The organism is Spirochaetia bacterium 38H-sp (genome assembly GCA_039023545.1).
Classification (GTDB): Bacteria; Spirochaetota; Spirochaetia; order Winmispirales; family Winmispiraceae; genus Rarispira; species Rarispira pelagica.
Genome location: JBCHKQ010000002.1, coordinates 40,898 through 56,290 on the forward strand (window position 1 = coordinate 40,898; position 15,393 = coordinate 56,290).

At 39.2% G+C, this 15,393-nt stretch carries 14 protein-coding genes and 1 riboswitch; of the genes, 9 read left to right on the plus strand and 5 right to left on the minus strand.

The features are described 5' to 3' along the window. Positions 1-7 precede the first annotated feature (7 nt). The 5 genes from thiH to WKV44_04100 all read right to left on the minus strand — a co-directional run bounded on the left by thiH (position 8) and on the right by WKV44_04100 (position 6,249). Complete coding sequence (thiH, locus tag WKV44_04080) at positions 8-1,150, minus strand: 2-iminoacetate synthase ThiH (GenBank protein MEM5947717.1); 1,143 nt, start codon at positions 1,148-1,150, stop codon at positions 8-10. 3 nt (positions 1,151-1,153) lie between these two features. Next, complete coding sequence (locus WKV44_04085) at positions 1,154-1,933, minus strand: thiazole synthase (GenBank protein ID MEM5947718.1); 780 nt, start codon at positions 1,931-1,933, stop codon at positions 1,154-1,156. Then, on the minus strand, positions 1,920-2,120 hold the full coding sequence (gene thiS, locus WKV44_04090) for a sulfur carrier protein ThiS (GenBank protein MEM5947719.1): 201 nt from the start codon (positions 2,118-2,120) through the stop codon (positions 1,920-1,922). The genes WKV44_04085 and thiS overlap by 14 nt, the downstream gene beginning before the upstream one ends. Before the next feature lie 98 nt (positions 2,121-2,218). Next, positions 2,219-2,321: riboswitch (TPP riboswitch) on the minus strand. A 283-nt stretch (positions 2,322-2,604) separates the two neighbouring features. Beyond that, entirely contained in the window at positions 2,605-5,289 is a 2,685-nt protein-coding gene (gene greA, locus WKV44_04095; protein ID MEM5947720.1) for a transcription elongation factor GreA, read from the minus strand. 12 nt (positions 5,290-5,301) lie between these two features. After that, complete coding sequence (locus WKV44_04100) at positions 5,302-6,249, minus strand: tetratricopeptide repeat protein (protein MEM5947721.1); 948 nt, start codon at positions 6,247-6,249, stop codon at positions 5,302-5,304. Between the two features lie 303 nt (positions 6,250-6,552). Between WKV44_04100 and WKV44_04105 the strand changes: the two genes are divergently transcribed. The 9 genes from WKV44_04105 (at position 6,553) to WKV44_04145 (ending at position 15,388) form a co-directional block, all read left to right on the plus strand. Then, positions 6,553-7,365, plus strand: coding sequence for a tetratricopeptide repeat protein (locus tag WKV44_04105; protein ID MEM5947722.1), 813 nt, complete (start codon positions 6,553-6,555; stop codon positions 7,363-7,365). A 107-nt stretch (positions 7,366-7,472) separates the two neighbouring features. Then, positions 7,473-8,552 (plus strand): hypothetical protein, encoded by a 1,080-nt coding sequence (locus tag WKV44_04110; protein MEM5947723.1) that lies wholly within the window; start codon positions 7,473-7,475, stop codon positions 8,550-8,552. A 1-nt stretch (position 8,553) separates the two neighbouring features. After that, entirely contained in the window at positions 8,554-9,003 is a 450-nt protein-coding gene (gene dtd, locus WKV44_04115; protein MEM5947724.1) for a D-aminoacyl-tRNA deacylase, read from the plus strand. A 226-nt stretch (positions 9,004-9,229) separates the two neighbouring features. Beyond that, positions 9,230-10,330 carry a recombinase RecA gene (gene recA, locus WKV44_04120; GenBank protein ID MEM5947725.1) on the plus strand — a complete coding sequence of 367 codons (1,101 nt, stop codon included), beginning with the start codon at positions 9,230-9,232 and terminating at the stop codon, positions 10,328-10,330. 2 nt (positions 10,331-10,332) lie between these two features. After that, a complete protein-coding gene (gene folK, locus WKV44_04125) occupies positions 10,333-10,833 on the plus strand; it encodes a 2-amino-4-hydroxy-6-hydroxymethyldihydropteridine diphosphokinase (protein MEM5947726.1) in 501 nt (166 codons plus the stop codon). A 169-nt stretch (positions 10,834-11,002) separates the two neighbouring features. Beyond that, complete coding sequence (locus tag WKV44_04130) at positions 11,003-11,770, plus strand: segregation/condensation protein A (protein ID MEM5947727.1); 768 nt, start codon at positions 11,003-11,005, stop codon at positions 11,768-11,770. After that, the gene (scpB, locus tag WKV44_04135; GenBank protein MEM5947728.1) at positions 11,754-12,293 is read left to right on the plus strand and encodes an SMC-Scp complex subunit ScpB; all 540 of its coding nucleotides are present in this window, start codon (positions 11,754-11,756) and stop codon (positions 12,291-12,293) included. The genes WKV44_04130 and scpB overlap by 17 nt, the downstream gene beginning before the upstream one ends. Next, positions 12,286-13,014 (plus strand): pseudouridine synthase, encoded by a 729-nt coding sequence (locus WKV44_04140; protein MEM5947729.1) that lies wholly within the window; start codon positions 12,286-12,288, stop codon positions 13,012-13,014. The genes scpB and WKV44_04140 overlap by 8 nt, the downstream gene beginning before the upstream one ends. After that, the gene (locus tag WKV44_04145) at positions 12,992-15,388 is read left to right on the plus strand and encodes a 30S ribosomal protein S1 (protein ID MEM5947730.1); all 2,397 of its coding nucleotides are present in this window, start codon (positions 12,992-12,994) and stop codon (positions 15,386-15,388) included. The genes WKV44_04140 and WKV44_04145 overlap by 23 nt, the downstream gene beginning before the upstream one ends. The last annotated feature ends 5 nt before the right edge of the window (positions 15,389-15,393 follow it).

Consider the following 15,393-nt stretch of genomic DNA (forward strand, 5'->3'; position numbering starts at 1 on the left):
ATGAGCATTATCCCAGCAGACTTACTGTGTCATTGGTTCTGTATATTCCTTCTACCCAGTTTTGAAAAACCGGCTGGTGTCCTCTGGCTCTTATTGCATGGCAGACTTCTTTTACTCCTCTTGTATCGGATACCTCAAACTGTCCGGTTCCTTTGTTGTTCTCCGCATGACCTCCTACCTGAGTAATAGAAGCAGCACTCATTCTGGTAACCCCGAGACCTATGAGATTATCGCGTAAAAATGGCCTCTCTCGTGTAGAAAGACTTATCCCAACATGTGGTAAAAATATCCTGTATGCAAGTATAATCTTTACCAAATCTTTTTCTGAGACTGGATTTACAGGCTCAAAGCCACCGCTATTGGGACGTATCCTGGGTACAGAAAGCCCCCATTCCACATCCGGATAAGAAGAAGACAAAAATTTTGCATGCATCGCAGTAAAAAACACCTCCCTCTGCCACATTCCAAGCCCCAGGAGGCTTCCTATAGATACTGAGCGAAGACCGGCTTTTGCTGCTCTCTCTGGAGCTTGCAACCTGTATTGATAATCATTTTTAGGACCTGAAGGATGAAAAACAGGGTAATCCTCCGGATGATAAACCTCTTGATAAAGAGTAAGATAATCAAGACCGCATGATACAAGCATCTTGTACTCTTCTTGGGTAAGAGGGTAGACTTCTATTCCTACAGAAGCAAAATATTTTACAAGAAGTTCAACAGCATCTTTTATGTATTCCGGAGAACTGTTATGTCTATCTTCTCCTGTGAGAATAAGAACATCTCTAAAACCCTGTTTCTTTATTGCTATAGCCTCTTTCTCTATTTCTTCAAGTTCCAATCTATGCCGTCTTATAGCAGTACTGTGGTTAAAGCTGCAATAAACACATTTGTTCACACAATAATTGCTTATATAAAGAGGCGTATAAAGAGAAATGACCCTGCCAAAATGCCTTGCCGTTAGCCTGCTTGCATGTTTTGCAATCTCTTCTATTATGCCGGACGCAGCAGGAGAAAGCAGTTTAAGAAAATCAAAGTAATCAAGTTTATGCTTTGTAAGAACTGCCTTTACCTCTTTTTCCTTAACATCTGCAAGAAAAGAAGAAAAATCAAAATCCTTCCATTCTTCTATAAAATCTGCAAAACCAGACATAAGCTACTCCAGTGAAGAGATAAACCCGGTAAGTGGACTGGAAGCTTCTGCTTTGTCCCGCACAGGTCCGAGTCCGGCAAGATATGCTCTTCTGCCTGCTCTAACCGCCTCGGAAAAAGCCTTTGCCATTTTCACCGGGTTTTCAGAAGATGCAATTGCAGTGTTTACAAGTACTGCAGCGCACCCCATCTCCATAGCCTCACAGGCTTCGCTTGGCCGTCCTATACCAGCATCTACTACAACCGGTACAGAAAGTTCTTCTACCAGCATAGCTATAAAATCCCTGCTTTTAAGCCCTTTGTTACTGCCTATAGGTGCACCAAGAGGCATGACAGCTGCAGCTCCTGCATCCTCAAGTTGTCTTGCAACAACTAAGTCTGGCATAACATAGGGAAGAACTACAAAGCCCTCTTTTACAAGCTGTTGTGTAGCAAGAAGAGTCTCATGATTATCCGGAAGAAGATATGTAGAATCAGGTGTGATTTCTATCTTAATCCAATTTCCGCATCCTGCAGAACGCGCAAGACGTGCAATACGAACAGCTTCTTCAGCATTACGTGCACCGGAAGTGTTGGGCATAAGAACCACATTATCCGGCACATAAGAGAGGATATTATCCTCTGCAGACTCCGGATTAACACGTCTCAATGCTACGGTAACAACCTGAGAGCCGCTTTCTGCAATAACATCAGGGATAAGCCTTCTATCTGGAAACTTTCCGGTACCTATAAATAATCTGCTGGAAAGGGTTTTTCCACCTACTATAAAATCATCCACAACCACCTCCTACAAAAGCAATAATTTCCACATGAGAGCCCTCCCTGAGAGTGTATCCAGAGAACTCATCATAGGGCACAACATGCCCATCCACCTCCACTGCAACCCTGTTTGTTACACCGCGTTCTGCCAAAAGCTCAGAAACAGTTTTGGCTTTGGTTTCCACAGACTCACCATTAACAATGAGATTCATAAAACCTCCGTAAAAACAGTGGGAACACCTGTAGGATAAAAAAAGGGACATGCTAGTGCATGCCCCGTAGTATAGTCGGAAATATCCCGCAAAGCGGTCCAAATCCGGCCAAAGTTCCCTACGGTGGCATTACCCACATCAGGTTCCAAGGGTAAGAGATTTACTCTTTCTCAGCCCTAAAAGGCACCCCTACTTTAGCCAGCAAAGCTGTATACAATATTATATACTCATGTAAAAAGCCTGTCCAGCCATATCTGCATCTGTGAATAAAAAATATCGAACGGGCGGCTGCAAAAAACAGCCGCCCTGCCTTTGGCAAAAAAAGAGCAGGGGACTAGAGTCTTCAACATATACGCTGCAAGCAGTAGGCCCTGCAGCATGCTAATCCCTTTGCTTTGTTTGATGCATGGCCTACGTTCGGATAAAAAATAAACAAGCCTTCCCTTAGAGGGGAAGGCTTGTATGTAAGTTGTAAATAATAGATTTAAAACTTAGCGGGTTTTATGTCTTTTACTGTATAATCGTATTCTCTCTCATTGATAGTAAACTTGAGATTCTCATCCTTCTTGTGTCCGTAAAGCTCGACACCAAAAGGAGAAAGATAGGATATAACTCCCTTATTGGGATCGGATTCCCACGGTCCCATAATGGTGTAAACCTCTTCCTTGCCGCTGTCGTTGTTGAGAAGAGTTACTACCGTACCAAATCCTATGGAGTTAGCATCAACATTCTCCGGTTTTACAATCTGTACCTTCTCCAGTTCTTCCTTGAGTTTACCTATTGTAGAGTTGAGCATTTCCTGCTTCTCTTTTGCAGCCTTATACTCTGCATTTTCCTTTAGGTCGCCAAGCAGCAAAGCAGCACCAATTTCCTTGGAGTTCTTAGGAACTTCAACTTCAAGAAGATGCTTGAGCTCTTTCTGCTTAGCCTCGTAACTGGCCTGTGTTGCCATAATACCACGGGGGATACTCTTGACAGCTTCAACCTCACCAGGAAGCTTGATATCCGGAAACTTTTGAGTGATAATATTCTTTATTGATATGAGTATTGAGGGGTCAAGCTGCTCCACATCAATAAGAAGACTGTAAACGCGTATTGCAGCTTCCTCATTAGCGGATTTAAGATATTTTACAATTCTCTCTTCCTGGAAGAGGAAAGACTGTACCTGCCTGTTAATCTTACGGTTAAAAGGTACGTTTTTACTGTTCTCTATCTCCCGGAAGCTTATATCAAGAAGATGAATAAAGTTGATAAGAACACGCTCAAAACTTATGGATAAAAGCTCCATAAACCATTTTTCATCAATATAGGTTCTTATAAGCCATATAAAAGCCTCTCTTTCTTCCTTGTATCTGTCGACAAGCTCTGTTACTATCTGCTGTATGATATCAGTTCTACCTGCATCTTTGAGGGTGTCTATAATATACTTGTTGAGATATGCGGGCAGAAGAACTTTGTAGGCTTCAGCCCATTTATCGGAATTAATCTTAAGATACTCCAGAAAAAGCCTCTTATACTCCGTATCCGATATTTTGGAAAACAGTTCCCGTACATCCCCAATTCTTTCAAAAAGCTCGGAGAGGTTAAAGTCTGCTTTTTCTCCCAGGTAGGGATATTTTCTAAAAAGCCTAGAAAGAAACAGAGCTGAAGTAATAGTATTCTCATTAACTTCTTCCAGTCTTAGAAAACCTATAAAATACTCAAGCATCTCATTAAAATATTCTGTATCAGGTTCTGCTTTCTCAAGATATTCTTCTATTGTCTTAAGCCTGGAAAAAAAGTTTCTCTCAGCTCTAAACTGCGTATAAAGTTTTTCTTCAAAACTTACAGGATGCATTCTTACCATATATCTATCAGACTTACCCGGAACATTACCAAGCATAGGATTTGTCTTAAGCTGCTCTCTTGCCTTTACACTCCATGTATTCCATTCTCTCTGTGATAGTATTGCAGGCACAAGCTCCGCTTTTATTTCTCTCATATTGGTATCATTACCAAGACTCTTTATAAGAGTTTCTACAGCCCATCTCGGTTTTGTCATAATCATTTTTTTAAGCTTTTCTTTGGAAGAAACAGCCTTTAGAACCCATATGTGAGATTTATCAAGAGCGGTAAGAGATTCTATCGCAAGAGAAAGACTCATGGAGTGGTTTCTCTTCTTGACAAAGTCTATGACAATCTCATTATTTTCTATGCTTCTTATCCTACCCACGCCCCAGCTTCTATGGAAAACAAAATTACCAACATCAAACTCGATATGCTTTTCAAAATCTTCTATTGCTTCATGAATATTTCTAAAGTTCTGTTCAAGAGAAGAAAGCTTGATATATTCGTTAAGATAGCTGTGTCCTTTGTACTTTTCTTTATATGCTTCTATGAGTTCTTTTCTTGCTCTGGGATCCTGAGGATCGTAATCCAATATTTTCTTTAACAGTGATATGGGTATATCCTTGTTTTTGTTGTTTTTATGAGCCTCAAAAAGAGAATAGATAAGTTGAATGGATTTCTGTATACCCGCTACCTGAGTAATCTTTGTCTCTGCATGCTCATAAAAGCTCAAATCATCCGGCTTAAGAGATATTAGCTTTTCCCATATTTCTTTGATGTTGGAGAAATCATTCTTATTGATATATCTGTGAAGAGCTTTTTTATAGAGATCAATTGCCTCATCGATTTTGCCGTTTTCTTCTTTTTTCTGGGCAAGTATCTTTACGAGCTCGGATTCCTCATAATCTACTTTTATAAGTCTTTCCCATATTTCCAGCTTCTTATCTTCCAAGCCCTCTGTCTCATACCAATGGGCAAGGGTTTTAAGAGCAAACCTGTTTTCTCCATACTGAAGAACCCTGTTACATAGATATTCTACTATTTTCCACTTGTGATGATCTGCAAAAAGTTCTATAAGAGCAGTAAGATTCTGATCATCTATAGGTCTTTTTTCTATTCTTAATATGCCAGAAATATATAGAGCAACCACACTGTTCTGAGTATGAGTAAGATGCTCATTGCATATTGTGAGAGCATCGTTTGCAATACCCTCGCCATGGATTTTATCAATGAGACTGTCAAACTCTTCGAACTGAGATACGGAATAACTTGACAAAGCAGCCCGTGTCCATTTTTCTTCTGTCAGTTTTTCTTGTAATTGCTTTTTAAGCTCATCAGACATAATATTTTTCTCCTATCTGGTGTAAAGTTTATAAATTTCAGAATCAAGAAGCTTTATTTTATATGCAGCATCCTTAATTTTTATTGGTTCTTCGTTCTTAAGCCTATAATGATCAATAAGCCAGAAGTATCTGTTAATAAGCCTGGGAACAATAACATCCCTGTTAGCCATCATATTCTTTAGCTCCTCTTCCATGGAAAAAATAGACTGCTTGAGTTTACCAACTTCAACAGACCTTAGCTCCCTTTTTATGTTGAATACTCCTAGCACAACACCATAAACAGGAAGCCATTCCTGAAGAAGAGGAGGAGCATAACCTCTAGCTTTTACCTCTTCTATCAGCTTTAATATCATCCCTGATTCCAGAAACTCAAGCTCAATAGCCTTAGGATCATAAAAAAAAGCCTCTCTAAAAAAAACCTTGGCAAGGTCAATATCTCCTAGGAGGGCATAACAATCCGCAAGTTCCGCAAGAAACGGAGAATATTCCGGTCTTTTTTTTACGACATGCTCAAGAATCTCTCTTGCATCCGCAAAGTTTCCAATACCCTTGTAGCAACGTCCCATCTTAAAAAAAAGCTCCGGTGGTTCATAAGAGCCGCTTGTTCTGGAATCCTTATAAGACCTAAGCGCCCTGGAAAAAAGATAATGTTTTATATTAAAAACAAGTTGTTCCGAGACACCTCCCATTCCCTCTGTCATCTTAACAAAGCTTTTTATGCCTTTGAGATACTCATCCCCCTGTGCTTCTTCTGTCTTGCCAGGAGATATTTCACTCTCTACATTTTGCACATACTGAATACAGTTTAAGCTCGCCTTTATCTGTATTTCCTGCTCAGGCGAATTAACTTTTATCAGGCTTCTGTTGAGCAATTTAAAAGCTTTCTCCCAGAGGCCAGCTTTAATATATTCATAAGCCTCCTGCAAAACCCTATTGAACCTGGAAACAGTATCTTCCACTATCAGCAACACCTACAAAAAGTATTCTTTATTATATCATCTATATAAAATTAGTCAATTGAGGTAGAGAGTATTGTCTTTTTTTACAATAATTTGTTTTATACCGAACGCACAGCCCTCAGCTTTTTGAGAAAAAACAGTAAAGGCAGTGAGGGCTGTGCTGCCTGCGGCGCAATGTACAAAAGAACGACTTTTATTTCTGCCGTAGGCAGTGTGTAACGCAATAGGCGTTACACACGTTCGATATAATTTAGTATTACAGGTATTGATTTTATCCCTGTAATGTCGAAAATAGGAATATAAATGAAAAGGGTTTTGTTTTTTCTGCTTTTTTTTCTCATTGTTTTTTATTCTTTTCCTCAGGCATACGACAGCTATGCATTGTATAGAGATGCGCTTATCCATATACAAAATGGAGAATATGATAGTGCAGAAGAGATTCTTTCTCAGCTCATAAAAAACAAGTCAGATAAATATTATGCAGATGCCCTTTTCTGGTATGCCAAAATTACACTCTCTTCCGGTGAGATTGACAAGGCTTCCTCTGCAATAGAGATTTTTTTGACACAAAAAGGCGTTAATCCCTCATATCTTGAGGAAGCAAAGTATCTTAAGGGTAGAATTTTGTTTCTCAATGAGGATTATGAGTCCTGTATAAAATATTATGATAATTTTCTGACTGAGTATCCTGAGTCTTCTTTCTATGCCAATTCGCTTTTTTGGACTGCAGAGTCAATGTTTAACCTTGGTTTGCTCAAAGAAGCAAGAAGTGTCTACGATACTATTGCAAAAAAGTATTCTGGTTCTTATAAGGCAGAAGCAGCTGCATACCGCGTAAAACTAATAGATTACGCCACACGCGAGGAAGAGCTTATAGACCTATTGCGATGGTGTCAGGAAGAGTACCTCAAGGTTGTAGAGCAAATGGGACAAAAAGAAAAAAGTTATAAAGAGGCTCTGTCTGTTTATCAAAAGAGGCTTGCAGAGGCACCTTCTTCCGAGGAGTATGAGGCACTACAAAAAAAGGTGGAGGAACTTACTGCAGAAAACGAGGCTCTTAAGAAACAAATACAGGAGCTAAAATCAGGTGTCTCATCTTCTGCGATAGGACAATAGCAGTTTTTGTTTATATTTTTAGGTTGCAAAAACAAAGTATCTGTTTTTTACTTTTCAATTACAGAAAAATCCTATAAAATTGACACAAGAATAAAACGGTAGGCTCAATGGCAGAAATAATAGAAAAAGCAAAAACACTGTATAAAAAGAAAAAATACGGAGCAGTTATACAGCTCCTTGAGCCAAGAATTTTTGAGTACAGGGAGCATGTGCTTTTTTACAGGCTACTGGGATATTCCTGTCTGCAGGTTGGAGACTACGGAGGAGCCAATACCTATCTTTTGAGAGGGCATAACTTGCGTCCAGAAGATCCGGATATCAGGCATTGCATAGCACTGTTGTATCTTAGAAAAGGGGATATAACGACTGCTTTGCAGCACTGGCTGGATATTTTGGATGACTTTCCAGAACATAGGCTCTCCAAAAGAGCAATGAACATAGTAAAAGGCTTTAAAACGGACGATGATTTTGACAACTTTATCCTGTCGTCACGATTTAAATCGCTTTTTCCATCTCTCAAATTTTCCAGCAAAAAATGGCCTGTTATTGTTGTTGTGTTTTTATTATGTGTAGCAGGTGCTGGGACTTTTTATTACTACCAAACCAATGCTTATGCATCTCTTCCTCCCGAGGCTGCAAAAGCCTTGATTGCAGTTGAAAGAACAGATTCCAATATACTTCGCACAGAGGGGGAGTTTAAGTACCTGCTCACAGAAGGAGAAGTAGACACCTTAAAGCAAACTATCAAGGTGTCTATGTTAGAATACAACGACAATATGGCCAGATACGCTATAAACAAGCTGCTATTGTCTAATATTTCTGACACGTTAAAGAAGAGTATTAATGGGCTTAAGAGATTTTTGAAAACTCCGGAGTTTGGCAGGCTTAAGACTAATTTTGAGTATGAGAAGATTGTTAAAGAACCATGGCTATACGATGGTGTTTTTATCCAATGGAAGGGGCGTATAAGCAATCTTAGAATAGAGGATAATGTTATCCGTTTTGATTTTTTGGTGGGTTATCATACAAAAAAAGTTCTTAAGGGTATTGTCCCTGTTATTATAGATTTCCCCATAAGTCTTGATCCAGAGAGAGCCTATGAGCTTCTTGCACAGGTTGTATATGACAGTGGTCATGCTACTGGCTTTTATCTTGATTGTGTATCCATAAGATGGCTAGGAGAATAATATGAGGGCTGTTGTACAGCGTGTGTCTTCCGCAAGTGTTTCTGTTGATGGCTCAGTGGTGTCTTCTATAGATTTTGGGTTTCTTGTTCTTCTTGGTGTTGCTGCATGTGATAACAAGGATGATGCCGAGTTTTTGGCGGATAAGGTGGCCAATCTCAGGGTTTTTTCCGATGAGGATGGTAAGCTCAATCGTTCTATTCTGGATATTGCAGGTCAGGTGCTTGTTGTTTCCCAGTTTACTCTTATGGGTGATGCAAGAAAGGGCAGGCGACCTTCTTATAATTCTGCGGCTCCGCCTGCGCTTGCAGAAGAGCTTTACGAGTATTTTTGTATAGTGCTATCTAGTTATGGTTTGGATGTTAAAAAGGGGGTTTTTAGAGCTCATATGGATGTGCGGCTTTGTAACGACGGTCCTGTTACTATTTTGCTTGATTCCAAGAAGCTTTTCTAGTTCTGCTGTAGCATCATAGTAAGCGAGCTACGGGCAGTATTCTTATATGTTTTGCTTTATGCTTGCCTAAGGCAGGAGCTAGAGCGCCTGCTTGTCTGTTTACTCTATGGGGCGCTCTTGCGACGTTCGGTATATTTTTATAATACGGATTGCAGTCTGTGCTGTGTGCAGTGTGGTCTTGACTGTTGGCTTTTGCCTGCATACTATAGATGTTTAAGGAGTTATCATGGCAGATAATAATGATGTAAAAAAAGAAAAACTTAAAGCTCTTGAGGCCGCACAGCTTCAGATAGAAAAACAGTTTGGCAAGGGTGCTATTATGCGCCTTGGTGCCAATTCTCTTATAGAAGGACTGGAGGTTATTCCGTCCGGTTCTATCGTCTTGGATGCTGCACTAGGTGTCGGCGGATATCCCAAGGGTAGGATTATAGAGATTTACGGTCCGGAATCTTCTGGTAAAACCACTTTGGCTCTGCACGCTATTGCGGAGACTCAGAAAAAAGGCGGAATAGCCGCCTTTGTCGATGCGGAGCATGCGCTTGATCCTACTTATGCAAAAAACCTGGGTGTAAATATCGATGAGCTTTGGGTGTCTCAGCCTTCGTCGGGTGAGGAGGCTTTAGAGATTACTGAGTCGCTTGTGCGTTCTGGTGCAGTTGATATTATCGTAGTTGATTCTGTTGCTGCTCTTACGCCTCAAGCAGAAATCAATGGCGATATGGGAGATTCTCATGTCGGACTTCAGGCTCGTCTTATGAGTCAGGCACTTAGAAAACTTACCGGTGCTGTCAATAAGTCAGGCACTTGCCTTATTTTTATAAATCAGACAAGAATGAAAATTGGCGTAATGTTTGGCAATCCTGAAACAACAACAGGAGGCAATGCACTCAAGTTTTATGCAACAATCAGACTGGATGTGAGAAAAGCAGAAACAATCAATGAGGGTGCTGATAATGCCGTGGGAACTAAGATTAGAGTCAAGGTTGTTAAGAACAAGGTTGCACCACCGTTTAAAAAAATAGAACTAGAGATGGAGTTTGGCAAGGGTGTTTCTTCTATTGCCAGCCTGGTGGATGCAGCAGTAGAGCATGGAATACTACAAAAAAGCGGAAGCTGGTACTCCTATGGGGAAGAAAAAATCGGACAGGGCAGAGAAAATGCTAAGAAATTTCTGCTTGATAATCCGGAACTTGCAAAAAACATAGATACTGCAATAAGAAAAAAACTATTTCCCCATCTTTTTAAAGAGACACAAAAACAGGAGGAAAAACCAGCGGGTAGCAAGAAAAAAAAGACAGAAGAAGCAGCAGGTGAGGTATTGTTCTAACAATGCCGCAATCCTTTCTAAGCTTGGGCTCCAACCAAGGAGACAAGGAAAAAAACATAAAATCCGCAATAAATGACCTATCAGCAAGCGTAGAAATCCTTGCTGTATCCAAAGCATACATAACACAACCTCTTTACTACCATAATCAAGAAGATTTTTTAAATCTTGCACTAAAAATAGAAACAACACTCCCACCAGAAAAACTGCTAAACACCATAAACAAAATAGAAAAAAAATACGGCCGCGACAGAGAAAAAGAACAGAGATATGGCCCAAGGCCCCTGGACATAGACATCATACTCTACGACAACATAATAATAGACACACCACACCTTAAAATCCCGCACCCTAGACTATACGAGCGAGCCTTTGTTCTGATACCACTCTTAGAACTTGACCCCAAACTTACATGTCCAAAAACAAAAAAACCGCTCAGAACCTACCTAGACAGCATAGACCAATCCAACTGGACAAAAACACCAAAAGGGCTAACCCTTTTTTAGAAAGTCTTTTACATTGTAATTTTAAAAAAATAAAACCGAACGCGGGAAAAGCATACGCTTTCCCCGCTGCCTTCGGCAAAAAAGATAATCGCAATATACATACACAACAGTATTCAAACAAAAAGAACAATCTGATATACTCCATCCAAACTCAAAAATCGGAAAACAAATGGACCAAAAAGAAGAAGAAAAATACAACATAAAAACAGAAGCTTTTGAAGGGCCTCTGGATCTGCTACTTTTTTTGATAAAAAAATCGGAAATAAACATATATGACATTCCAATAGCAGAAATAACAGAACAGTATTTGGAATATCTCAAATATGCAGAAAAAGTAGACCTAGAAAACATAACAGAATTCTACGTAATGGCAGCAACACTGATATACATAAAATCACAGATGCTTTTACCAAGAACAACAGAAGATCTGTCGGAAGACATAGAAGATCCCAGAAAAGAACTGGTGGACAAACTGATAGAATACCAAAAGATAAAAAAGCTAACATCCCTTATGGAAAAGCAAATGGAGACAGAAGATCCCTTATTGTGGTTTAGCAGAAAGAAACAACAACCGGCATTACCATTTGACAACAAAGAAACCACAGAAGAAATGGACATATGGGAACTCTTTCAAGTATTCTCAAAAATGATATCCGATCTTTCTGCAGAGAAGATAATAGACCTGTATGAAGAAATAAGCACAAGCGAAAAACTTGCACTAATGTATGAAAAACTGGAAGACAGAGATGAGTTTCCCTTTACAGAGCTTATAACAAGACCGGATTCCATAATGGATATAATTTGCGCCTTTCTAGCAGTACTGGAAGCAAGCAAAAACAAAATAATAAAAATATTCCAAAACAAAATGTTTGGTGATATCTTTATAAGAAGAAGAGAAAATAAGGAGAACACAGAGGAGGATGAAACTGACACGTGAAGCATCACTAATAGAAGCAATACTGTTTCTGGAAAACGAACCCTTATCAATAGACCAGTTGGAAAAAATAACAGGGCTTCCCAAAAATGCGGTAGAAACCGTTTTGGAAGAATTAAAAACAGAGTACGAAAAAGACTACCATGGAGTTTGTTTGTACATGTCACCTGACGAGGTATTCTTTGCTCCCAAAAAAGAGCTTTGGCCATACCTCAAAGATAGATACGGCAAAAAAACAGGCAATAAACTTAGCAAAGCGGCACTTGAGACACTGGCTATAATTGCATACAGACAACCCATAACCAAGGCAGAAATAGAAGCAATAAGAGGAGTTTCCTCTGATGCAATGGTAAGACTTCTTATGTCTAGAAACCTCATACAAGAAACAGGAAAAAAAGATGTTCCAGGAAGACCTGCAATGTACGGGACAACCAAAGATTTTTTAAGAGCGTTTGGACTTAGAAGTATAGCTGACCTACCAAAACTAGAAAAAGAAGAGGCGGAAAAATTTGAACTCAATGGATAAAAAAAAGCTGAGATTACAAGTGTTTCTTGCAAAAGCCGGACTAGGCTCAAGAAGACACTGTGAATCACTCATAGAAGAAGGAAGAGTTGCTGTCAACGGAGAGACAGTGCAACAACAAGGCATAACTGTAAATCCTGATTCAGACACAATAACCCTTGACGGGAAAAAAGTAAGAATAGAAAAAAACAAGATATACATAGCTTTACACAAACCTCCAGGATACATGTGTTCTCATAGAGATGACAAAGGAAGACCTCTTATATATCAATTGGTTTCACCAATAATCAAAGAACGCCTCTTTACGGTGGGAAGACTTGATTTCTTATCATCTGGATTAATCTTGCTGACAAACGATGGAGATTTTGCAGATAAAATAATGCACCCATCCGGATGCATAGAAAAAGAATACCTTGTAGAAACAAAAAAACCAGTAGAAAAGACTTTTCTTGATAAATACAAAAAAGGCATATATATAAAAGGCATAAAATACACTCTCAAGCGATACAAATGGTACGGCCCAAACAAATTTGCACTCATACTTGAGGAAGGCAAAAACAGAGAAATAAGGAATATACTTCATGCTTGGAACATACCGGTTGCAAGGCTGCACAGGATCAGAATAGGGCCTGTACAACTTGCAACTCTAAGACCGGGAGAATTTAGAAAACTTACAGAAAGAGAAATAAAAGGACTTATAAATGCAGATAATAGTGGCAATTGACGGACCTGCAGGAGTAGGTAAAAGCACAATAGCCGACATGGTGGCAAAAAAACTGGAAGCAGCACACATAAATTCAGGGGATTTGTACAGAGCTGTAACATATCTATTTCTGCAGACAGGCATAGAATACAGTGATGAAGCCATACTAAGAATAGCCAAAAAAACAAAATTTTCTATATCCAACAGAAAACTACATATAGAAAGCATAGAAAAAACTGAGCTTTTGCACACAGACTTGGTAGACAGCATGGTGGCAAAAATATCATCATTGCCAGAACTTAGAGAAGTTATCAATAAACAAATGAGAGAACTTTGTAAAAATAATAAAGCAGTTGTGGAAGGAAGAGACATAGGTACGGTTGTTTTTCCGGACACACCGTATAAGTTCTTCCTGGATGCTTCAATAAAAGAACGAGCCCGCAGGAGATACAATCAGGGAACATCAAAAAAAACACTGCAGGAACTGGAAGAAACAATAGCAGAAAGGGACAAGATAGATAAAAATAAGGAAAAAGGAGCCCTAAGACCTGCAGAAGATGCAATATATATTGACACATCTGACTTGACCATACAGCAAGTTTATGAGAAAGTACTAGAAATAATAGAGTCAATTTCCCTCAACAGGAGTATGGAGAGCGTAATGGCAGATAAGGAAAAAATCAACATCGACACAACCACAGAAGAGCAAGCACCTGCTGCAACAGCAGAACAGGAAGAGCTTCAGGAGATGTATTTAAAAAACATAGAAGAGCTTTCAGAAGGTGCCCTAGTAGAAGGAACAGTCGTTGAAATCAACAATGATTATGTATACCTGGATGTCGGTTACAAGTCAGAAGGGCAGGTTCCCATATCGGATTTTGATGAACTCCCCAAGATAAATGATACAGTATCTGTAATCATAGTAAAGAAAGAAACATCAGATGGACATGTTCTTGTATCAAAGAAAAAAGCAGATCAGAAGTCTTTCTGGAAAACAATAAAAGAATCTTTTCAGGAAAAAAAGCCAATCAAAGCAACCATAAAGAGTGAGATAAAAGGTGGCTTTGTGGTGGATTTCGGATACGATGTTACCGGTTTTTTACCTTATTCGCAGGTGGATATAGATAGGATAGAAAATTCTTCGGAATATATAGGTTTAGAATCTTTCTTCTACATAGAAAAGCTTTTTTCCAATAAAAGGGTTAACATAGTAGTATCAAGAAGAAAATACCTAGAAGAGGAAAGAGATAAAAAAAGACAGGAATTCTTTGAAACAAAAAAAGAAGGTGACATTGTAGAAGGTATAGTAAAATCCTATGCACCATTTGGTGCCTTTATAGACCTTGGAGGCTTTGATGGCCTTTTGCACATACAGGATATGAGCTGGGGCAGAGCAACAAGGCCCAAGGACTATGTGAAAAAAGGCAAAAAAATTCAGGTAAAAATAGTAAAATTAGATAAAGAGAACTTCAAAGTCAATCTTTCTTTAAAAGAGCTCAAGGAAGATCCATGGAGTAGTTTTGCTACAAGATATGCTGTGGGGGATGTAGTAGAAGGCACTGTTACCAAGTTGATGCCTTTTGGTGCATTTGTAGAAATAGAAGAAGGTATAGAAGGTCTTGTTCATGTATCTGAGCTATCTTGGGTAAAAAACATAAAGCATCCCAAAGAAGTCCTTAAAACCGGTAAAAAAATACAAGCAAAAATACTTGATTATGACGTAGATGAGAGAAGACTTTCCCTTGGTATACGTCAGTTGCAGGAGAACCCATGGGATACAATAGAAGAAAGATATCCTGTAGGAATGAGGACAACGCGTCCCATAAAAGAAGTTGTAAAAGAAGGTGTGGTTGTAGAGCTGGAAGATGGTATAGAAGCATTTATGCCTGTAGATAATATATCATGGAAAGAAAAAATATCCGATGCCACAACATTGTATACAGCAGGTCAGGAACTGGAATTCTGCATCACAAGAGTAGATAAGAGAAGAAAAAGAATACAAATTGGTGTAAAACAGCTTTCAGAAAATCCATGGAAAGCCCTTGCCAAGGCATATCCAGAGGGAAGCATAATAGAAGCAACCGTAAAAGAAATAAATGAAAATGGCGTTGTTGTGACCGTCCAGAACGATCTGGAAGGATTTATTCCCAACAGACAGCTATCCGATACTGCAATAGAAAGCCCAGAAAAAACAAAAGAAAAGATAAAAGAAGGTGACAAACTCAACGCACTTGTGCTTGAACTCAAGCCTGCAAAGCATAGGCTAATTCTTTCTGTGCGAGAAAAAGTAAGAAGAGAGCAAAAAGAAGAAATGGGTAGATATCTGCACAAGGATGATAACGAGGCTACTTTTACTATGGCAGATTTACTGTCAAAAAGCGATGATGAGGAGTAGTCTTT

Bases quoted from the DNA above. Each gene is read 5' to 3' on its own strand.
- thiH (MEM5947717.1), bottom strand. From the start codon at position 1,150: ATGTCTGGTTTTGCAGATTTTATAGAAGAATGGAAGGATTTTGATTTT.
- thiS (MEM5947719.1), bottom strand. From the start codon at position 2,120: ATGAATCTCATTGTTAATGGTGAGTCTGTGGAAACCAAAGCCAAAACT.
- greA (MEM5947720.1), bottom strand. From the start codon at position 5,289: ATGTCTGATGAGCTTAAAAAGCAATTACAAGAAAAACTGACAGAAGAA.
- WKV44_04105 (MEM5947722.1), top strand. From the start codon at position 6,553: ATGAAAAGGGTTTTGTTTTTTCTGCTTTTTTTTCTCATTGTTTTTTAT.
- WKV44_04110 (MEM5947723.1), top strand. From the start codon at position 7,473: ATGGCAGAAATAATAGAAAAAGCAAAAACACTGTATAAAAAGAAAAAA.
- dtd (MEM5947724.1), top strand. From the start codon at position 8,554: ATGAGGGCTGTTGTACAGCGTGTGTCTTCCGCAAGTGTTTCTGTTGAT.
- recA (MEM5947725.1), top strand. From the start codon at position 9,230: ATGGCAGATAATAATGATGTAAAAAAAGAAAAACTTAAAGCTCTTGAG.
- folK (MEM5947726.1), top strand. From the start codon at position 10,333: ATGCCGCAATCCTTTCTAAGCTTGGGCTCCAACCAAGGAGACAAGGAA.
- WKV44_04130 (MEM5947727.1), top strand. From the start codon at position 11,003: ATGGACCAAAAAGAAGAAGAAAAATACAACATAAAAACAGAAGCTTTT.
- scpB (MEM5947728.1), top strand. From the start codon at position 11,754: ATGAAACTGACACGTGAAGCATCACTAATAGAAGCAATACTGTTTCTG.
- WKV44_04140 (MEM5947729.1), top strand. From the start codon at position 12,286: ATGGATAAAAAAAAGCTGAGATTACAAGTGTTTCTTGCAAAAGCCGGA.
- WKV44_04145 (MEM5947730.1), top strand. From the start codon at position 12,992: ATGCAGATAATAGTGGCAATTGACGGACCTGCAGGAGTAGGTAAAAGC.